This window comes from Vibrio sp. 1874, from assembly GCF_033344395.1.
In the GTDB taxonomy this organism is placed as follows: Bacteria; Pseudomonadota; Gammaproteobacteria; order Enterobacterales; family Vibrionaceae; genus Vibrio; species Vibrio alginolyticus.
This window is the reverse complement of record NZ_JAWPOR010000002.1, coordinates 159,649-180,083: the sequence shown is the minus strand read 5'-3', so window position 1 is coordinate 180,083 and position 20,435 is coordinate 159,649. Positions and strand designations below refer to the sequence as shown.

Here is a 20,435-nt window from a genome sequence, read left to right as displayed (position 1 = left end):
TAGAAAATAACTGCGGTTTAGGGAAAACTAGTGAGATGAAAATTCATGTAGAACCTGTCACGATTGCCATGGCGACACCATTTCGCATATCTCGCGGCAGTCGGACAGAGTGCCACGTAGTCCGCGTGACAATTGAACATCGAGGCATGACAGCCCAAGGTGAATGCACACCACACCCACGTTATGGTGAATCGGTTGAATCTGTGATTAAGGCGATTTCTCACGCCGCGCATGAACTGCAAAGTTTGTACGCCAAAGGCGAAGCTGATGTGATGGCTCTCAAAAGCCAGCTTCAATCGTTATTGCCCGCAGGAGCGGCAAGAAATGCATTGGATTGCGCCCTTTGGCATCTTCGCGCGCTTTTGAGCCACAAGCAGCAGGTTCACGACCTCTTTACGTTACCCGAGGCGATTGTGACGGCGATGACGGTTTCTATCGACAAGCCGCAAGCGATGGCAAAACAGGCACAAGCTTACCTTAGCCAAGGCGCAAAACTGCTTAAGGTAAAACTGGATGGTGAAAACGTGATTGAGCGCGTTGCAGCAGTACGCGATGCCGCGCCGCACGCGCAAATTGTTTTAGATGCGAATGAAGCATGGCAAAGCCTCGACCTCGCGACGGTATTTGCTCAACTCGAACCGCTAGACATCACCATGATCGAACAACCGTTGCCACAAGACTGCGATGACGTACTCGCCAGCATTCCGCACCCCATTCCACTTTGCGCCGATGAAAGTTGTCACACCAGAGAGCAATTGCATCAGTTGGTTGGCAAATATGAAATGGTGAACATTAAGCTAGATAAAACTGGCGGGCTCACTGAAGCACTATTATTATCCGACGACGCCCAAAAACTCGGTTTTAGCCTCATGTCCGGTTGTATGTTGGGGACGTCGCTTGCGATGCGTGCTGCCTTACCCATTGCTGCTCAGGCAAGCGTTGTCGATCTTGATGGCCCGGTGCTGCTCGGACAAGATGTAACGCCAAGCTTGGTTTATTGCGACGGCGAAATCGTTCTTTCCAAATAGCCTAAACAATCCAGAGGTTTTGCTCCAAAAGTCAGAACCTCTGAGTTTATGATCTCGATTAAAAAACAATCAGCCCCATCATGAAATAAGTCACATAAATTATATGGTTATTGAGGCATGCTAAGATTCCAGTAGTCCAAGAAGGTGGTCTTATGCATCGAGTCATCCGGAAAATGACGTGGAAAACGAATAGGCGGTAATCCCGCCCTACTCCAATGCAGTGCGTGGGTTTCTATAACAACCCACTTCCTAGCAATTCGTAGGTTTTTCACGCCATCTTGCAAGGAGGCTCTATTCCTATCAATAAAATACGCAATATCGCTTTTGTAGGTCAAACCGGGACCGGTAAAACCACACTGATAGAAAAACTGCTCTTCACCTGCGATGCCACCCACCATTTAGGCAGCGTAGAAAAAGGCGATACTGTTACTGACTTCGACCCTCAATCCATCCAATATCAACACAGCATTGAAGCAACGCCAGTCGCACTGCGCTGGAATAAACACCGGCTCAATATCATCGACACTCCGGGACAAAACGAGTTACTTGGCCGTACTATCAGCGTTTTTCCTGCCGTTGAAACATCCGCCCTTGTCATCGACCCTCAAACACCACTTAACCAAACTTCCGATCGCTTATTCACCTTTGCTAAAGAGCAGCAAAAATGTCAGATGATCATCATCAATAAGCTCGATAACCACGGTAGTCAGTTAGAAAGATTGATGGAGAACATCGTTGAGCATTTTGGTGACCACTGCTTGCCGATCAACTTACCTTCGACTGACGGGGAATCTGTAGTTGACTGCTATTTCGAACCAGAATTGGGACGAGAAACCTTACTTACGACGGTAGATGAAGCTCATGAGACCTTGATTGACCAAGTTATCGAAGTCGATGAAGAACTAATGGAGCTGTATCTGGAACAAGGCTCTGAACTCACCGCAGAGCAACTGCATGATCCGTTTGAAGAAGCACTAAGAACTGGACATGTGATTCCGGTCTGTTTTGTCTCAGCACAAACCGGGGCGGGCGTCGAGCTGCTGCTACGTACCTTGTCGGAGATCATGCCCATGCCAAACGAGGGTAACCCTCCTCTACTGGAAAAGAACGGCAAAAAAATCAAAGTAAATTGCGAAACCTTAGAACACACCGTCGCACACGTGTACAAAGTCAGCGTCGACCCATATATGGGAAAACTTGCCTACTTACGTGTGTATCAGGGTAAAATCAATGCGGGCAGCCAGCTTTATATCGGCGAAAGCAACAAGGCATTTAAAGTTGGGCACTTATATCAACTGCAGGGCAAAGATAGAACAGAGATCCCTCGCGCGCTTGCAGGCGACTTCTGCGTTTTAGCCAAACTGGATGATCTCGAATTCGATTCAATCGTTCATGACTCTCACGAAGAAGATGGTGTTCAACTCAAGACGTTGGACCTTCCTGACTCCATGTATTCTTTGTGCTTGAAGCCTCTTAAGCGTGGAGATGAGCAAAAATTAGGAGATGTGCTGAATAAAATTGCCAGTGAAGATCCTTCGCTGCGCATCGAACATCGCGCTCGCACCAACGAAACCATCATCAGCGGCCAAGGGGAGTTTCACCTCAAAGTCGCATTAGAAAAGATGGCGAACGTGTACAAACTGGACGTCGAAACCTGCCAACCAAGCGTCGAATACTTTGAAACCATCACCAAACCTGCCGAAGGGCATTATCGACACAAAAAACAAAGTGGCGGTGCAGGCCAGTTTGGTGAAGTGCAATTGAAGGTTCGTCCACTCGAACGTGGTGCCGGATTTAAGTTCATCAACAAAGTGGTGGGTGGCGCCATCCCAACCGCGCTCATTCCTGCTGTTGAAAAAGGTATTTTGCAAGCGTTAGAGGAAGGCGCGATTTCTGGCAACCCAATTAAGGATGTGGAAGTCACCGTTTATGACGGTAAATATCACTCCGTCGATTCAAAAGAAATTGCGTTTGTCATCGCAGGTAAGAAAGCGTTTTTAAATGCGATTAACAACGCAGCTCCTATTGTGCTAGAACCCATTGTCCAGATGGAACTGCACATCCCAACCGCGAATGTTGGCGATGTTTCTGGTGATTTATCTGGAAACCGAGGCTTAATCGAAGGCTCCGAGCCAATAGACAGCAGCTTCACTTTACTCAGAGCCAAGTCACCAGTAAATGAGCTGCAAGATTACGCTCGTCGATTGCGCTCCATCACGGGTGGTGAAGGCAGTTTTAGTATGACTTTAAGCCATTACGAGCCCGCGCCACCAGCAGTGCAAAAACAGGTCTGCCAAGGCAGTGCACAACAAGGTTAATTCCCTACGATTCAAATCAATCACATAAACAAAAAAGCGCCCTCATTTTGAGGGCGCTTTTAGGTAAAAGAAAAATTATTTATCGAGAGACAAACCTATCTGACTGATTTTGCTTTCAAACTCTTCGATGCTGTTCGCTTTGTAAGTCGGAGCACCGTTAAAGTAGCGCGGTTTCTCTGGCAGCATCGCATTTTTCAGCTCTTGTTCTTGATCGATATTGTCATGGTAAACCGTTACACGATTTGGAATATCCTGCTTCATTACAGCCATTTTGGTTCTCCTTTATTAAGACGAATAGTAAGCGTAGAACGAATTTATCGGAGTACAGGCGAGACTGTGTAAAATTTAGACACTCACAGCAAAATCATATTTAAACAGTTGCATTTAATATTTTTGAGGCACTTTGTCGTGGCTATTGGCAAACGTGAGTGCAGCGATTAAGGTGAGCTCTCTCTACATGAAGACAGGAAGTCCGGTGTCGCAACAAGAACTCAACCAAATGGGCAGTGCCAAAGTTTTTCTCATCGAAAAAGATGGCGTCCAAGTAATAGAAAAACGTAACCCTACTCAAATAGAAGTGGCGTTTTATCAACGCTATGCCGAGCAGTTTAACGCGCTTGGAATACACGTACCGCGCTTGATTCAACTCGACGACCAGAAAAACGTTCTGTACATTGAATACGTTCCCCACGCAGTCGAGCAAGCATTCTTACTTGAAGATGATCGAGTCATTGAACAACTCGTCAAACTGCACCAACTTCCACCAATATCAGATGGTATTTATCACCGCCACCAGTGGACACCACAAGCGACTCAACAAGCACTCACTACACTTAAACTGGGCTCAGAGACAGAACAGTTCTTCCACCAGCTACAACAACGATCGGCGCACCTTTTCGATGGGCAGAACTTGATCTCCGGAGACACGAATGCAGGAAACTGGGGACAGCGTAGAAATGGCGAGCTGGTGCTGTTCGACTGGGAGCGCTTTTCTACAGGGCATGTCGCGATAGATTTAGCGCCGCTCATCGAGGGCATGGGCACATTTGATGATTACTTGAAGGTGGCAGGCAAGTATGTAAAGTGCGCCGAGAAAGGTGAAACAACAGAATTGGCGCGCGATATCGGATTAGCAAAAGCGTGGATCGTCGTCGAGGTAGTCAACATACTGGTCTCCAGAAAAAATCCGCAGACCAGCAAATATTTGGACTGGTTTCGACGAACCTTGCCGCAATGGGCCAAAAGCCTTAGCGCTCAGGTGATGAGTTAGGCTCTGAGATTTGATATAAACGCCTTTCAGGTTCTGCGCATGAGGTTTCGCAGTTGCATACTTTATCAACACCGACGTTGTTTAAACCGCCGCAACTTCCTTGAATACGCTTGTTATGAAAAATGACGCCAAGTGACATCAACAAAATGATTGCGAGAAAACCAAGAAAGGTAAATAACCAAACCATATTAACCTGCCTTATTAGCCATCGACTCTAGCTTAAGTATAGCAGGGCTAGATGTTGCTTTGAGTAGCGCCTTAGGTCTTGCCAACAAGGAGGGTTTTGATTTTTGGCCACCACAACCACAGGAGCCGCAGCCGCCTTTTTGTTTGTGAACACTTTTCTTATGATTGTTTGATGGGCGTCCTTGAGAGGGCTCAATCAAAGGCTCTCTTGGAACCGCAAGCACATCTTCCAAGGAACTACGAGTAGACAGCCTAAATACTGGCGTGCCACTGCTAAGTAGCTTTGCCAATACACGTTCACCAATATTTCGCACAAGAACAGCATCCACATTGTACCCTTGTAGAGACTGAATCAACTGAGACTTCGCATTGCAACCCGCTTGTGGCATAGAAGCAATGTTCGCTAAGTTTTTTAGCATACCGTCAGTATCAGAATAAATAGCGATGTATGGTGCTTTTACAAAGTGGTTTGCCACCCGCTCACCATCATTAGGAATAGCATAAATCATAAGTTTGACTCCTCATTCGGAAAAACTAATGCATGACCTTCAACTAAACTTTTTGCGACTTTCAATCTTGCACTTTTTACTGTGTTACCAAAAGTTTGTCTAGAAACGCCCATCTGCTCCGCAGCTTGCTGCTGGCTAAGCCCCTCTAAGTCGGCTAAACGTAGCGCTTCTAACTCTTCTGGTAATATGGCGACTTGCTCCAACTGATTAAATGGAATGCCATTGGGCTTAAAGCAGTGGTGAGCCGCACGTCCGCATATTCGTCTTTCTATCTTTGGTCTTGCCATCATTGTCCCTCAAAAACACAGAGTCAAATTACGCCTTAAACTGGCATATGCCAATAACATTTTTAGCATATGCCAATAAACTAAGTTTGCAAAAATCAACACGACAAATACGTAATACATCAGCATTAATTAGACATCTAATAATTTAGGAATTTTGATGATAAACGAACAAAAAGATCAATTCTAATTAACCGGATAATAAAAACGTTAGTTTGCGCAGATTTTTCATACAAATACACGCTAATGTGTTCATTTTATTGAAGAAGAAAAACTATAATCCAAGCAAATCATTAGTTTGAACACTAATGATTGTTTTATTTAAAAGGATGTATACCTAAGGAACGAAAAAGAGAAGTTTGACGACATTGGCCTGAGCTTAAAGGGTAATACTTTCGATACAGAACCTGTCGAACGACCATTACTTGGCCTAGGTGCCCTACTCTTCTTGCCAAATTAAGTTTCTTGAGAGCGCTTAGGTATATCAGAAAAAGGAAGTACATATGTCTGACTCAAATTGGCTCAGCGAATTCCCGGAAATGGATGCCTCTGATCTCAGGGCGATTCGCAAAACACTCGACGGCGCCTATAGAGATTTCTCTCGCGAGTATGGTGAACTCATTGAGTCTCTGTTTGATCCGCTCCTTGCTTTTCTTGTCTGGTTTGAAAAACTTCTGATTTCTACACCTTGGTTCATTATTTTAGGTGTCTGCACCACTCTCGTTTATGCCGCCAGCCGCTCTTGGAAACTGGCCGCTGCATGTTTTGGTTCGCTGATTCTGATTGGCTATTTTGGAATGTGGGAAGACACTATGCGCACGCTCAGTATCATCACTGTATGTACTATGCTTGCCATAGCACTTGGTATCCCTATCGGCATCGCTATGGCGCGCTCTAATCGTATTCAGTCGGTGGTAACACCATTACTCGACGTCATGCAGACCATGCCGGCATTTGTGTATCTCATTCCAGTTGTGATGTTATTGGGCATCGGGAAAATTCCTGGCCTTATTGCAGTAGTGATCTACGCGATTCCACCGGTTATTCGTTTAACCAATTTGGGCATTCGTCTAGTTGATAAAGAAGTATTGGAAGCCGCAACCGCATTTGGTGCCAGCACTCGGCAACGGCTTTTTGGGGTTCAGCTTCCGCTTGCAATGCCAACCATCATGGCGGGAATTAACCAAACGATCATGATGGCACTGTCAATGGTGGTCATCGCATCAATGATTGGGGTAAAAGGTTTAGGTCAGCCTGTTCTAAAGTCTATTACCAATCAATATTTCACTCTTGGTCTTCTCAATGGTTTAGCAATTGTCGCCCTAGCAATCCTTTTTGATCGTGCTTCGCAAGCGTATGCGAAACGCACTCAAGCTCATTTAGGAGACTCAAAACATGACTAGTCCACTTATCGAAATCAGCGGTCTGTATAAAATCTTCGGCCCCAAGCCCAATAGCGTGATTGAGCGCGTTAAGTTGGGACATAGTAAAGAGCAGGTTTTAGCGGAAACGGGCCACACGGTCGGACTAAAAGACATCAACCTGCAAATTCAAAAGGGTGAAATTTTTGTCATTATGGGATTATCCGGTTCTGGAAAATCCACCATGATTCGCCACTTCAACCGATTAATCGATCCAACCATGGGGCAGATTTTGGTAGAAGGGGTGGATGTCATGCAACTTTCTAACAAAGAGCTTGAACAGTTTCGCCGTCACAAGATGTCTATGGTGTTCCAACGCTTTGGCTTGCTGCCTCATCGCACTGTTATCGACAACATCGCATATGGTTTGGAAGTTCAGGGAATGAATAAAGAGGCGCGCTTAGAAAAAGCAAATGAATGGTTAGAAACCGTTGGACTGACGGGTTATGAGCACCAGTATCCTGCTCAACTATCGGGTGGACAGCAACAGCGTGTGGGCCTTGCACGGGCACTGGCTACCGACGCCGAAATACTGTTGATGGACGAGGCTTTCTCGGCATTGGACCCTCTGATTCGGAGCGAAATGCAAGATCAGCTGGTAGAGCTGCAACAGAAGCTGCACAAAACCATTATTTTCATTACTCATGATTTAGATGAAGCGCTTCGACTTGGCGATCGCATCGCGATTCTTAAAGACGGTGAACTTGTCCAACAAGGTTCACCGGACGAAATCTTACTGCATCCTGCCGATGAGTACGTTGAAGCCTTTGTAAAAGACGTCAATAGAGCGCGAGCACTGACGGTCGAAACGCTGATGCAGCCACCTTCGTACTGTGTTCGCGCTGAAACCATTGAAGATGCGCTGAGTGAAATGAAACGTGTTAAACGTGATTATGCCTACCATGAGACCAATGCAGGCTATCAAGGCGTGATAACACAGCAAGGATTGCTAAACGCAGCGAAGTTAACTCATATATCAGATTGGCGTGATGATATCTATGAAGAGGTGCCTATCATCTCTCCACATTTAGCCATTGAGCAAGTGCTGACTGAAGTCATGTCGTGTGAACATTCACTGCCCGTCATCGATGAGCACGGCCATTTGAAAGGCGAATTAAATCGTCAGGTTATTGCGGAGCTGTTTTCTGATCAACGAAGCACAAAACGAGGCACTTCACGCTCAAGCTTCAATAACGTTTCTTAGATGATGTTGATAATACAGCTCACAACAATGTGGGCTGTTATCAATTAACTCACTCCCACTCCCCTTTTTAGATATTTATCTGTGGGCTCAAGCTTGATACCCAAAGCAACATTTACATTGTTCTGATTTTCCTGACAATTTCATGCTCATATCCGGTTTTATTGACATAGTTAGATCATTCTATTGCTTTTTGATGACGCAAATCCTCGATAAATGTCTACTATTACTCTCATACAAAATCTTGATTTAAAGAGGGATAAAATGAAAAAGACAATGTTGGCACTAACAGGCGCGGTAATCATTCTTGCAGGCTGTCAAGATGAGAAACCTGCCGAAACAAGCGCAGTTGAAGTACCTCAGGCAACGGAAACTGAAGTCACCACCAGTGCAGACGTTACGACTGAGACAATTGACACGTTACCAGTAGAAGAAGAACAGGTAATTACTGAAGAGACATTTGTAGACTCTGAACACAACGCACAAAGTGCTCTGGACTGGAACGGCACCTACAAAGGAACACTACCTTGCGCGGATTGTGCTGGTATCGATATGACAATCACACTAAATCAAGATGGCACTTACGTACTTGAAGAAAGCTACCAAGACAAAGAAGACGGTCAATCAAAATCTGAAGGTCAATTCACTTGGGACGCAAATGGCAGCATCGTAACGTTGACAAATGAAGATGCACCAAACCAATACTTTGTTGGTGAAAACGTACTTATGAAGCTAGACATGAATGGCGAAAAAGTAACGGGTGACCTAGCACCACTATACAACTTAACGAAACAGTAAGAAGTTAGTATCAATACCTGATAAATACCTCAAATCCGAGCCACCCCAGCTCGGATTTTTCGTTATTTTAACGAAAGCTATTCCAGCAACCTTTCTATTCTGAAGCAACATTCTGCTTCTTACCCTGATTGTTCATTACATTTCCATACGCTTTGCCGATAGATGCTTACAACATCATTTTGTACAGTGTTCAAAACAAAACAGAACAACTCGGAAAAATGATGAAAAAAACATTAATTGCACTACTTACTTTGACAGCTGCTGGCTCAGCTTTCGCTGGCGATACTTACATTCGTAACGGTAACATCTACAACAACGAAGGCGGTTGGAACGTAGAAGCTGGTGTGGCTCAAGGCAGCGATCTTTTCAAAGATCAAAAGCATAATACAGCACCAATTCTCAACGGTGGTTACCATGGTGACGACTTTAATGCCGACCTAAGTGGCATTAACTACCGCTTCTTCGGTAACACCAATGAGTTAATCAACATGAGTGCCTACCTTGTAGGTAGCGGTGTAATGCGCGACGGTGATACAGCGAAAAGCCTAAAAGGCACAGATAAACGCCGTTTCGCCGTCGATCTAGGTTTAAACGCAGACTTTACACTGGATCAAAACAACGTCATTTCTACGTACCTTCAGCACGATATCAGTGGTGCTTACAAAGGTTACTTAGCGGGCGCGACTTACTTCCACATCATGAAATTCGGTAGTGTTGATTTTGTTCCTTTTGCTAACCTAACTTATCAAAGTGAAGACTACGTAGATTATTACTTTGGTGTAAAACAACGCGAAGCAAACGCAAACCGCAAAGCATACAAAGGTGATTCAACGGTAAGCTATGGTGTGGGCTACAAACTTGTTATGCCAATCAACGACAACTGGCAAGTAAGCCAAATGACACAATACACGCGCCTAGGCAGCGGTATCAGCGACTCTTCTATCGTTGATAGTGCAAACCAATGGGTTGTTGGCGCAAGTGTGTCGTACAACTTCTAATCCGACACGCCCTTATAAAGCCATCATTTCGATGGCTTTATGCGTTGGACATTTGCATCATCTTGCACACAGACGTTAGTGTGAATGAGCAATCCATAACCTATGTAAGTCGCTATAGCCTGTATTCTTCACCTGCACACCTCGCACTTGCTGTGTTTTTGTCACTTCTTCGTAGCCAACAAACAAAGGCAAATATAGGTACTGATCGCGCAGCGCTTTCTCTAGGTTTAATAAAGACTGCAGCGAGTGATCATCAGCCATCGCCCTGCGAACCTTTTCTCTGTGGCTTAACATCTGGCTTTGATCAAAACTAAAACGCAGTCCAGTTGCTATCGACAGCCATTCGAAGATGCCATATTCAAATGGTGCTTCCATGACTTCCTCAATGAAGAGCAAATCTGCTTGGTGAGACACTACCTCAGGAAAACTAATGTCATCAATAACGACGATCTCCAACTCCAATCCCGTTGCACGAATCACACTGTGCAACCATTCGGAATGACGAATTAAACTCGGTATCGTCCAGACAGGTTCAGCTAATACCACTTTACCTTTCAGTTTAGGTATCACACCACCATCTGTTATTGATAAATCTTGCTCATGAGTCTCTAACTGAATGCTGTCAACGGCACTTGGCGCATCATAAATTCGCTTTTGCACATGGATGTAATCAGCGAGTTGATACCAAGTCTCTTTTGTGAGTTGGGATTCCGCGCGTTCGCGGTAGGTCAGATATGAAAATGCGCTAATTTTTTCCACTTCAACGTGATCGGAGCTTTGGTTAAAGCTCAACATATTTAAGGTTTTAACATCACCATGAGACAGCGTTATTTGATCTAACAATGCGCGTGCTGAAAAATACTCTTTGTGCGCTTCAAGAGTCATACTCTCCTGGTTCCAGCCGCTGATTTTAAATGGCCCAGTCCCTATGTGGTAGGAATAACTAGAACCGAAAGAGACGACATCTCGACACAGAATAGACGCATGAGGAGTTGCTAGCATGTATGGAAACAACTTGTTCGGATGCTTCAATATGATTTTTAAGCAGTTAGATGTTTCTGCAACCACGCTATCAATGCATTGCCAGAGCTCGTGAACTGGTCCTTTTATCTCCCTGAGTCTTTCTATACTCCAAACCACATCCTGTATGTTAAGGGGCTCGCCATCATGGCGATATATGCCTGGCCGCAACCATAACGTCATTACCTTGCCTTCCATTTTCCATTCGTGTGCTAACGATGGCTCGATACCACCATTGGAATTTTGGGTCAGCAATACATCATAAACGCTTTTCGCGACGTGTAATTCAGTGTGACGGTAAGTATTCGCAGGGTCGATTTTGGATACCCAAGGGTAAGAAGAAATCAAAATAGCGTTATTTGATTCATTCAATCGATTCACTTTTTCAGATGCGATAGTTAGTGCTCTAACCGCGGTTTGACCGAACCAATCAATAAGTTTCGTTATTGAGTTCATTCTTCCTCTGCCAAGCTCCTCAACCAAAAACTCGGTCATCGCTTGTTGGAGGGAAATATTGATACTGAGACGGCTAGCGTTACTTCGGCCAATCGCAGGTTGCCAATCGACCCAATCGTAAGTGGCAAGCTTTTTCATCACAATAGAAACATTGCGCCTCGACGTGCAAATCACCGCTTCTAGCTCAGAAAGCGTAACAAGGTGATACTGGTGAGGTTCAAAGTGCTTTAACAGTAGATCCAGATACCTAAGATTGACATCGTTCACAAAGATTCCTAAGAGTTATTCCAAAGCAAAAAAATAGCACAGGACGCTTAGCAACTAAACTTCCTGTGCTATATCTAAACAAATTCAAAGCTTGGACTCAGCTCGACCAACAGAAGTCAAAAACGTTTACTAAGCCAAGAGGTAACTTGAATAAGTATTCTTAGAAACGGTAGCTCATACCTACAGAGAACACATTGATGTCTGCATCAACCGTTACTTTTTCATTGCCAAATTTCGCAATGTCTAGCTCAGGCATCATGTATTCCCATTCAACTTGTAGAGCAAAGTTTTCAGTAATAGCGAACTCTGCGCCTAAACCGTACATGCCTGTTACAGTGCTGTCAGAAATGGTGGTATGGCCTGCGCTACCGTCAATCACAGAGTTGCTAATTTTGAATTCAGCATTGAAGTAAGAAAGACCAGCTTTAGCAAAAAGGTTGAAACGATCGCCAATCGGTAGAGTCGCTTTTGGCTGAATCGATAGATACTTCATATCACCAACAGTAACAACTTTGCCGTCTAAAGCATCGTAGCCACCAATGGCTGCTTCTAGAGAAATGTATTCGTTGAATTTGTAACCACCGAATACTTTGCCTGAAAGGCTTGAGTCATCTTCAAGTTTAAGTTTAGTGCTAGCGTTAGTACCACCACCATTGATAGAGCCATTAACATCACCAAACGATGCTTGACCTACAGATGCACCAACGTAAGGAGCTGCGTTTGCAACAGAACATGTTGCTAGAAGGGCTGTCATTAGCCATGTTTTTTTAAACATTGTATTTCACTGCCTGTTAATTATTGAGGTTGTGTTTTGCCCATCCTTAAGCATGCCATGCTATCCATTTCACTTGGTTTCAAAACCAAGTGGATGTTAATGAATAAAAACTCAATAAAACATGAAATATTTAGACACAACTTTGCCACTTTCTTTCTTAATTTTGACAATTTAGTCATTTCACAAGCATTGCTGCTTCAACCAGTTAGTGAGTTTGATGATTTCCGCTTGCTTGGCTCGACTCTTTTTATGAATAAAATAGAAGCTGTCGCCGGTTTCCAATCCATGAGAAGGGATATACACCAAATCGTGCGCTTTATCTCTTTCATTAAGCATAAAATCATTCGCAAATGCGATGCCTTGGTCATAACGCGCCGCCTCAATTGCCAACAACATATGACTAAAATGTTGAACATCGACATCTTTCGGCAAGGTGTAACCGCCCGCTCTGCACCACTCAGCCCAATCTTTTCCTCTCTCTCGATAAATTGAGTCTGTCGACAAAATAGGGTATCGCCAAAGCGCTTCTGGAATCGGTTGATCTTGCAACTCTTTCCAAATTTTATGGCTGCAGACCGGATACAACGTCTCCGCGTATAACTTTACCGACATGTAGTTTCGCTTTGGCTTCTCTACCGTGATAAAACAATCGCCAACGCTGTCTGTCTGTTCAGGATCACCAACGACCATATTGAGTGTCAGATCGATTTCTGGATGTAGGCGCTTAAAATCAGACAAACGCGGAATAAGCCACTTTACGGCGAGCGAGCTATAAATCGCCAACCGTATGCTGCCTTTGTCCCCTTCTCGCACCTTTTGGCTGGCCATCGCAATTGAGCTAATTGCTGGGCTAATATCCTCTAAATAGCGGGTGCCCGTATCGGACAAAGAGAGCTTTCTGCCTTGGCGGATAAATAATGATTCACCCAAGTAATCTTCTAATAATCGTATCTGGTGGCTAACGGCACTTTGCGTCACATTGAGTTCTTCAGCAGCAAGCGAAAAGCTAGAGTTTCTGGCAACAGATTCAAAACAGTGAACCGCTCTGAGTGGTGGCAATTTCATTATCTAAAAATCTCATACTTAAACTAATAAATATCACTTCACTTCATCCTATGACATCACCTACTCTTTGGCAAAGAAAGAGGAGAGGAAAAAGTGAAAGTTACATCGGTCGGAGCAGCGATGCTGCTATTAATTGTTGGAAATCTCATTGCGGTGCTTTCGGACTCTTTAATTAAAAGTGTCGGAAATGAAGTGCCTATTTTTCAATTTGTCTTTTTCCGACAAATATCAGCGGTGCTTTTCCTGCTGCCAGTCTACCTGCTAACAAAAAATGCGCCTTTTCTTGAAGGGTTTAAGTGGCATGCTGTTCGCGCTCACGTATGGTTACTTGGTGCAATATTCATGGTTTTGGCGATCTCATCTTTACCGCTCGCAACTGCGAACGCGATCTTTTACGCCGCGCCATTGATCATGTTGCCACTTGCAGCAATCTTTTTTGGAGAACAGTTGTCTAAGCAATCGGTCGCCGCAGCGATAATGGGCTTTGCCGGTGTATTGGTCATCATTCGTCCAGACCAAATCGATTGGGCAGCCATTTCAGCTTTAGTTGTTGCAATTACTTTAGCAATCAATAACTTGCTCATTCGAAAACTGCCAAAAAATCAGTCTGTGATGCAAACGTTATTGATGACAAACTTGGCAGGTATTCCAGTAGCATTCTTGCTTGTTCTGATCGAAGCAGAACCTTGGGACTGGAGTGCTTTCCCTGTTGCTGCTGGCTCAAGTTTGTTCATCATGATTTATGCAGCAACATGTGTCATCGCTTACCGCTCGATCGATAGCAACAAAATTGCCAGCGCTGAATACAGTGGCTTAATTGGTGCCGTGTTTGTGGGATTGATTTGGTTTGGAGAAGTGCCTGATATATTTATGGCAATAGGAACCATTATGATTGTTGTGCCTCTGGTTTGGCTTTCTAAACGAGAGCGTCGCAAGAAAAAGTTGCAAGAGCAACAAGAAGCGCACGTTACTTAAAGTTGTGCTCTAACCCAAAGACTAAAAAACCGAGCCGTAAGTGCTCGGTTTTTTTATGTGGCTCTAATCGGTTTTTACGTAAGCGACTACGTGAGATAAAAACTGCCTTGCAAAGCGATCATTAAACCGGATGCGATATTCATGCTCGGCTTCCGACACTAGACGCCAGCCTTCAGCAAAGTATTCTTTGATATCATCAACCGCCTCTTCTTTATTTTTGATGTGTTTCGCGTTCCACTGATAAGTGCAAGAGACAACGATCAGCCCACCCACCTTGGTGGTTTTTTTTAGAGCATTGATCACGCTAAGTGGCGACTCACATTGATCAATCACATTTAAACATACGACTAAATCAAAGCGAGATTGGAGAGTATCGAGCTCAAAAGGCTGGTTAATTAGCGTCAAATCAACATGAGCACATTTCTGTACGATATCTCTATTCTCTACCTCTAAAGTGTTTAAGGTGTTCACATCGTGAAGGTAAGTAAGCTCGACGCGTTGTTCTTCTATTAATAGTTGCTTCAAGCCATCCATTAACCTATTTGAAGGCTCCACAAGCGTCGCTTCTTTAAGGTTAGGTAAGCGTTGCACTAACTCATAATAATTTCTTCCCAGCGCCGCCCCAACCTCAAGTAGGGAATACGGCTGAACGCTGCTTTCGATTACCGCCTGCGCAATAAAATCAGCAACTTGAGAGCAGTGAGGTGATGACAAAAAAGAAAGTGGGACTTGTTTTGAGCGACTGGTTATCATCTCAATCTGTTGATCCTCAATGAACTTGTCGAACCATTGCGCTTCGAAATAACCAGCCAGACCGTGCTCGGTCAGGTAAAAATCTTCCATGTTTTTTCCGTTCGTACTTTAAGAAAAGTGATTGTATCGAACGCGGAAATTAACGGGTATTTCTGGCCGCACATTCCAATGGGAAAAATAGATGAAAACGCCGCTTATGTGAAAAAGCCCTTTCATCTCAAAGATAAAAGGGCTTGTTAATCGCTTCGGTTAAGTCGCTAACTATTGTGGTAGAACAACGTTACCATCTTGAATTGGGAACGTTTTTGTCGCTGGCTTGCTCGCCAAACGAACCGTCGTTGGTGCACCTGAAACTTCGTAAGTGACGTCGTAACCCACTACTTTATCAGATGTCGTATATTCTGTATGACACTGTTTTTTCGTCGTTGTTACTACATCACCTTTTTGCACATTCTCCTGGATCTTACGACCTGTCAGTGCACCAGCAATCGTACCAATAATTTTATTGTCATCCGCAGGGGCAACTTGCTCGGTTACTACCACGTCTTTACATACTTGGTGCGGCTTTTTCACCGTTTCAGTCACCGCTTCAACCAAAGTAATGTTTGCTTGAGTTGGAGCTGGTGGCGTTTTGTCTTTACAGCCTGCTAGTACAGCAACAACTGCCGTTGCAATTGCGATAGATTTCATATTCATGATTTACATCCCAGTATGGTTTGCTTTGATGAGCGTTATGGTAAATCGCAAAAGGGAAATCACATCAGACGAAAACAAACCCTCTGTCATTAACAAGTAAAGAAACACTGTTTTATAAGAGGTACGTCAAGAAACACTCAGCAGAATGTCAACAGAGATAAAACTGTATCACTACTGATTATGATTGGGCTGGACTAGTCTATGAGATTTATTTTTAAGCCAAGCTCAAAAATAGTTCGTCATCCGTTAAATACTTATGACGGTGGCTTAGATTACGCACGTGCATAAACATAAAATCAGGGAAACCAGGCGCTATAATGTTATTTGGTTCCCAGCATACACCGCCAACAAACACATATCGCCCCTGCTTGTCATCTTCGTGAAGGGGGTTATTAAGAGGAGAAGAAAACTCTGCTCGGCAACCTTCAACCACACAAACAATTTGTCCTTTAAAAAGGCCAATCACGCGCTTTACAAGATTTGCCTTGATACCACACCTCCATGCTTGGCGAGTGGCCATCTCATAGCCATATTTTCGGATCGCTTTCTTTTGCAAATGTACTACTAGGTTCATTTTGACTCCTGATTCAAGCAACTACGTGAAGCCCAAAGTCATAAAAGCAGATAGACGTCTATACCCGAGTGAGCTCATGGTACGTGGGAATAAACTACGTGATTAGACTGAGTTTAGTGTCGGATGAGATACACCGTCCACGATGCTGTAACGTATCGATTTACACCTATCAAAGGCAGATAACACATCAACTTTTGAGTGCTTTCCTGCGCTGTATCTGGTTACTTCTGTATATTACTATAACGAAATCACCCTCCACGTTTACCTATATAAATTTGTCGTAACGATAGAGGGTGCTTATCATGGAGAGAAGATAACGCCTACGCGTCGATGAGATAATTTTGACCTTCAGTTTCTAAACGATCAATCATTTTACGACACTCATTTAAATCAAGAGGTTGTTCAAAGCGGCGCTTGAGATTCATCAAAAAGAAGATATCTTCACACATGGCTTTCTCAGGTTCGTCACTGATTTTGGCGACCGGTGAACCATTGCACGTGACCATTTTTATCACGATAGAAAGTGGCTGGTAGGCTTCACCATCTTTATTGACATAATCACCCATATCATTGGCAAGAAAAGTACCGATACCAAAACTCACCTGAATACGTCCTTGGAAATACTCGCAAATATCTAACGCTTGTTCGAAGTTAAGTCCGTCGGTAAACACCAGTGTTTTTGTTAATGGGTCTATATTCAGCGACTGGTAGTGTGCAATGATTTTTTCACCCCAGCTATAAGGGCAACCACTATCGTGACGTACACCGAAGTACGCGTTACTTAGTTCTTCATCAAAGTCTTTAAGGAAAGCATCGATACCAATCGTATCGGTTAACGCAATACCTAGTGCACCATCAAACATTTTTTGCCAACGTTGCAACGCCACTTTTTGCGAATCTCGCACATTCACCAGAGCTTGGTGTCCCATAAACCATTCATGAGCAACGGTGCCGATAGGCGTCAAGTTTAGCTCTTTTGCTAAGTGATAGTTGCTTGTTCCTGTCAAACATTCCGGCACTTCCTGGCACAAATATTCCAGCATAGTGCGCTGAGCTTGGAAGGAAAAACGTCGACGCGTCGACATGTCAGAAAATTTAAAGTTAGTGATGTTACGACGTTTTAGTTCCGACTTTAGGTGCCGAACTTTCTCTTCTAAAACAGTGGTAAATTGCACAACAGGGATATCTGACCAACGCTGACGGCTACGAACTTCAGACACGATGCTCATGATGATCGTTTCGTACAAGATGGTATCTCGCCACAAACCGTTAATGGTAATTCTTAACTGGCTTGAGCCATCAGCCATGGCTTTATTATGGAAAGAGACATCACTTTGTGGGTTGAAACGGAAATGGCGCAGTGCATCAACAAAGTCAGGGTTCAGGTAAGGCGCGACACGCTTAATATATTCAATTTCTTCTTGCGTAAATTGAATATCTTGCAGTTTAAGGACTTCGGCTTTTACCTCGGGCAAAAGCTCAGAGAGGTCTTCCTCACTGCGCACGATAAACTTATATGACACCATCGCATCAGGGTAAAGCGCTGTTACAGCGCTCATCATATTGACTTTGTAGACATCGAAATCCAAAGCGCTTTGAATGATGCGGGAAGAAAATAGTTTGGTGGTCATTAGGTGCCCTTCTACATGCCCTTCCTGGGTATATAACTTTTTGTTACTAACTAATTTGCGTAAACAATAAACACCCATCTATAGTTTGTCAACTTTTGTTACTAACCACTCATTTTTATAAGGTTTTTTTGTCTAGAATTCGAGCAAGCATTGTGAATAAGTCAGAGTCATCCGTAAATTTATGCTCAAACCGTATTACGAACACTACCAAAAACGTTTCTAACAACTCGTTACTTACCCATTGATTGACCACTTGTTATGCGCTAGATTACTTACAAATCAATATTAGGACCCAACCATGATCGTATCTGTCGACATTATTCCATTCAGGCTATCTGGCTGTGCCGATAAGGGATTGGAAGTGTTGTTGATTAAACGTTCAAATCCAAATCGGCCATACCATGGAGTCTGGGCACTACCGGGCGGATTTGTCTTTGATAAAGACTTAACCAGTGAAGGCGGACGCCCGGCCGATGAAAACTTTGAAGCGGCGCGTCGCCGAATTTGCCGTGAGAAAATCCATACCTACCCTCGCCATTTTAGCGAAGCGTTTATCGACGGTGATCCAAAGCGAGATCCAGAAGACTGGAGCTTAAACATTACGCACTACGCCTTAGTCGATCGTAACAATGTAGAGCAAATAAATAATGCAGGTGTACCGGAATGCCAACTTAAATGGTTTTCGCTACAGGCTATTCTCAATGGAGAAGAAACCCTCGCATTTGATCATCAAAAAACCATTGAAAAAGCGTGGCAAAAGCTTCGTGCATCCATTGAATACACATCGGTTCTTTTGTTTGCATTAGACAAAGAGTTTTTGGTTGCGGACATCATTTCTGCTTATCAAGAGTTTGGTATTGATATCAGCCGAATGACGATTAAGCGCCGCTTGATAGATTCAGGCGTACTAAAACCCACTAATAAAGTCGCTTCAACCAACAAAGGCAAAGGTGGAAAACCCGCAATGGTATATACGCTGACTAGCGACGAAGTAACCTTTTTTCAAAACTGTTTGCGTGGATAAACGCAGACAATCAGACAGACAAGGAGTCTGCCATGACTGTTCGAGTAAACTATCAAACTACAGCAGTGATCGACGTTGATCCAGAGAAAGGTTTTAGTGAGTTATGTCCAAATGAACTGCCCGTTGCAGGTGCGTTGGAAATCGTACCGGAGCTTTTGAACAATCATGCCAAAGGCCGATTAAAACTGGTCAGTCGTGACTTGCACCCACCGAAAGCAAAATGGGATGCAGAATCGCCAGCCAATATGCTTGAGCCCGTTGGTTTACCGAATGTGGATATAAAGTGGAACCGTCACTGTGTGCTTGGCACAACAGGTTCTGAGCTGCTAGATGGCTTACCATCCGTGTTGGACTACGATTTTCAAGTTAATAAAGGTATGGATCCTGACGCACACCCTTACGGTATTTTTTTCCATGATATTGCCGACACCAAAACGACAGGTGCGCATGAATTTCTAAAGTTCAACGGGATTGATACCTTAGTTATCGGTGGCCTTGCCTTAGACTTTTGCGTGAAAAAATCCGTCATGCAAGCGCTGGAACTTGGCTACAATGTGGTAGTTAATCTTGCTTCAACTCGTGCGGTGCTGCCTGATAATGTAGAGAATGTGCTGACAGAGCTCAGAGATAATGGCGCATTATTTGTCGAAAAAGCGGACGACATCATCGTAGAAAAGTTCGCTTAGAAACGATAGTAACCGAGAAGGATTTCACCATGCATCAACATGAAAAATTGAATTACGTTGAATTTGGTTCCACTAATGTCAGTGCGACCAAACAATTTTTTGAGCGTGCTTTTGACTGGAGCTTTACCGATTATGGTCCAGAATATTCTGTATTTTCAGGACAAGGGTTGGATGGCGGATTCTTCAAATCTGAGTTTATAAACCAAACCGCAAATGGTGGCGCACTTTTAGTATTTTATAGCTCAGACATTCAGGCCACTCAGACAAAAGTAGAGCAGCATGGTGGAAAAATTATCCGCCCTATTTTCGAATTCCCCGGCGGCTGTCGATTCCACTTCACTGAACCGAGTGGAAATGAATTCGCAGTATGGTCAGAGAGCCATTAAGTCATCACAAATCAACAACACACCATCAACGTGAGCCCAAGCTAGCCAGATCCGGAACTGGCATTACATTTCTGGTTGACCTCATCCTTGGTTTAATTCACTGTTAGCGCAACA

At 43.9% G+C, this 20,435-nt stretch carries 22 protein-coding genes; 11 read left to right on the top strand and 11 right to left on the bottom strand.

The genetic code is table 11. The annotated features are described in order from the left end of the window. The first annotated feature begins 35 nt into the window (after positions 1–35). Positions 36–1,028 (top strand): N-acetyl-D-Glu racemase DgcA, encoded by a 993-nt coding sequence (dgcA, locus tag R8N46_RS04830; RefSeq protein ID WP_318098368.1) that lies wholly within the window; start codon positions 36–38, stop codon positions 1,026–1,028. A 293-nt stretch (positions 1,029–1,321) separates the two neighbouring features. After that, complete coding sequence (fusA, locus tag R8N46_RS04825) at positions 1,322–3,346, top strand: elongation factor G (RefSeq protein ID WP_213972284.1); 2,025 nt, start codon at positions 1,322–1,324, stop codon at positions 3,344–3,346. Between the two features lie 75 nt (positions 3,347–3,421). Here fusA and R8N46_RS04820 read toward each other — a convergent pair whose 3' ends face one another. After that, positions 3,422–3,616, bottom strand: a complete 195-nt coding sequence (locus tag R8N46_RS04820; RefSeq protein ID WP_005373920.1) for a hypothetical protein — start codon at positions 3,614–3,616, stop codon at positions 3,422–3,424. 187 nt (positions 3,617–3,803) lie between these two features. On the opposite strand from R8N46_RS04820, the gene R8N46_RS04815 reads away from it, so the two are divergent. Further along, entirely contained in the window at positions 3,804–4,616 is an 813-nt protein-coding gene (locus R8N46_RS04815; RefSeq protein ID WP_161440828.1) for an aminoglycoside phosphotransferase family protein, read from the top strand. On the opposite strand, the gene nqrM is transcribed toward R8N46_RS04815, so the two are convergent. Genes nqrM through R8N46_RS04800 form a run of 3 tightly spaced genes read right to left on the bottom strand, consistent with a single transcriptional unit; the run spans position 4,594 to position 5,598 of the window. Further along, complete coding sequence (gene nqrM, locus R8N46_RS04810) at positions 4,594–4,803, bottom strand: (Na+)-NQR maturation NqrM (protein WP_017635136.1); 210 nt, start codon at positions 4,801–4,803, stop codon at positions 4,594–4,596. The two genes, R8N46_RS04815 and nqrM, sit on opposite strands and share 23 nt — an antisense overlap. A 1-nt stretch (position 4,804) precedes the next feature. Beyond that, entirely contained in the window at positions 4,805–5,311 is a 507-nt protein-coding gene (locus R8N46_RS04805) for a NifB/NifX family molybdenum-iron cluster-binding protein (RefSeq protein WP_005387209.1), read from the bottom strand. Beyond that, positions 5,308–5,598: a DUF134 domain-containing protein gene (locus R8N46_RS04800; RefSeq protein ID WP_005373924.1), complete on the bottom strand. Its 291-nt coding sequence runs from the start codon at positions 5,596–5,598 to the stop codon at positions 5,308–5,310. Before R8N46_RS04800 ends, R8N46_RS04805 begins: the two co-directional genes overlap by 4 nt. A gap of 500 nt (positions 5,599–6,098) precedes the next feature. Between R8N46_RS04800 and R8N46_RS04795 the strand changes: the two genes are divergently transcribed. The 4 genes from R8N46_RS04795 to ompV all read left to right on the top strand — a co-directional run bounded on the left by R8N46_RS04795 (position 6,099) and on the right by ompV (position 10,013). Beyond that, positions 6,099–6,998 (top strand): ABC transporter permease, encoded by a 900-nt coding sequence (locus R8N46_RS04795; protein WP_005373926.1) that lies wholly within the window; start codon positions 6,099–6,101, stop codon positions 6,996–6,998. After that, positions 6,991–8,220 carry a quaternary amine ABC transporter ATP-binding protein gene (locus R8N46_RS04790; protein WP_086047542.1) on the top strand — a complete coding sequence of 410 codons (1,230 nt, stop codon included), beginning with the start codon at positions 6,991–6,993 and terminating at the stop codon, positions 8,218–8,220. Before R8N46_RS04795 ends, R8N46_RS04790 begins: the two co-directional genes overlap by 8 nt. Positions 8,221–8,481: 261 nt before the next feature. Beyond that, on the top strand, positions 8,482–9,015 hold the full coding sequence (locus tag R8N46_RS04785; RefSeq protein WP_005373930.1) for a copper resistance protein NlpE: 534 nt from the start codon (positions 8,482–8,484) through the stop codon (positions 9,013–9,015). A gap of 221 nt (positions 9,016–9,236) precedes the next feature. Beyond that, positions 9,237–10,013, top strand: a complete 777-nt coding sequence (gene ompV, locus R8N46_RS04780; protein WP_017635134.1) for an outer membrane protein OmpV — start codon at positions 9,237–9,239, stop codon at positions 10,011–10,013. A 75-nt stretch (positions 10,014–10,088) separates the two neighbouring features. Here the strand turns inward: ompV and R8N46_RS04775 are convergent, their stop codons facing one another. The 3 genes from R8N46_RS04775 to R8N46_RS04765 all read right to left on the bottom strand — a co-directional run bounded on the left by R8N46_RS04775 (position 10,089) and on the right by R8N46_RS04765 (position 13,596). Beyond that, a complete protein-coding gene (locus R8N46_RS04775) occupies positions 10,089–11,756 on the bottom strand; it encodes an ABC transporter substrate-binding protein (protein ID WP_054729940.1) in 1,668 nt (555 codons plus the stop codon). 160 nt (positions 11,757–11,916) lie between these two features. Further along, positions 11,917–12,531 (bottom strand): outer membrane beta-barrel protein, encoded by a 615-nt coding sequence (locus R8N46_RS04770; RefSeq protein WP_005373936.1) that lies wholly within the window; start codon positions 12,529–12,531, stop codon positions 11,917–11,919. Positions 12,532–12,711: 180 nt separating this feature from the next. Beyond that, positions 12,712–13,596, bottom strand: coding sequence for a LysR family transcriptional regulator (locus tag R8N46_RS04765; RefSeq protein WP_005387224.1), 885 nt, complete (start codon positions 13,594–13,596; stop codon positions 12,712–12,714). Between the two features lie 93 nt (positions 13,597–13,689). Between R8N46_RS04765 and R8N46_RS04760 the strand changes: the two genes are divergently transcribed. Then, a complete protein-coding gene (locus R8N46_RS04760; protein WP_005373940.1) occupies positions 13,690–14,571 on the top strand; it encodes a DMT family transporter in 882 nt (293 codons plus the stop codon). Between the two features lie 63 nt (positions 14,572–14,634). On the opposite strand, the gene R8N46_RS04755 is transcribed toward R8N46_RS04760, so the two are convergent. The 4 genes from R8N46_RS04755 to pncB all read right to left on the bottom strand — a co-directional run bounded on the left by R8N46_RS04755 (position 14,635) and on the right by pncB (position 18,225). Then, entirely contained in the window at positions 14,635–15,414 is a 780-nt protein-coding gene (locus tag R8N46_RS04755) for a methyltransferase domain-containing protein (protein WP_054730619.1), read from the bottom strand. Between the two features lie 171 nt (positions 15,415–15,585). Further along, complete coding sequence (locus R8N46_RS04750; protein ID WP_318098369.1) at positions 15,586–16,020, bottom strand: hypothetical protein; 435 nt, start codon at positions 16,018–16,020, stop codon at positions 15,586–15,588. A gap of 214 nt (positions 16,021–16,234) precedes the next feature. Continuing rightward, complete coding sequence (locus tag R8N46_RS04745; protein ID WP_017819785.1) at positions 16,235–16,594, bottom strand: hypothetical protein; 360 nt, start codon at positions 16,592–16,594, stop codon at positions 16,235–16,237. Positions 16,595–16,914: 320 nt separating this feature from the next. After that, on the bottom strand, positions 16,915–18,225 hold the full coding sequence (gene pncB / locus R8N46_RS04740; RefSeq protein WP_115386916.1) for a nicotinate phosphoribosyltransferase: 1,311 nt from the start codon (positions 18,223–18,225) through the stop codon (positions 16,915–16,917). A gap of 298 nt (positions 18,226–18,523) precedes the next feature. Here pncB and R8N46_RS04735 point away from each other — a divergent pair, with 298 nt between their 5' ends. The 3 genes from R8N46_RS04735 to R8N46_RS04725 are packed head-to-tail and all read left to right on the top strand — an operon-like array spanning position 18,524 to position 20,321. Beyond that, positions 18,524–19,249, top strand: a complete 726-nt coding sequence (locus R8N46_RS04735; protein WP_005373953.1) for an NUDIX domain-containing protein — start codon at positions 18,524–18,526, stop codon at positions 19,247–19,249. 32 nt (positions 19,250–19,281) lie between these two features. After that, entirely contained in the window at positions 19,282–19,935 is a 654-nt protein-coding gene (locus R8N46_RS04730; RefSeq protein ID WP_213972252.1) for an isochorismatase family protein, read from the top strand. Between the two features lie 29 nt (positions 19,936–19,964). Then, a complete protein-coding gene (locus R8N46_RS04725) occupies positions 19,965–20,321 on the top strand; it encodes a VOC family protein (RefSeq protein ID WP_170890214.1) in 357 nt (118 codons plus the stop codon). The last annotated feature ends 114 nt before the right edge of the window (positions 20,322–20,435 follow it).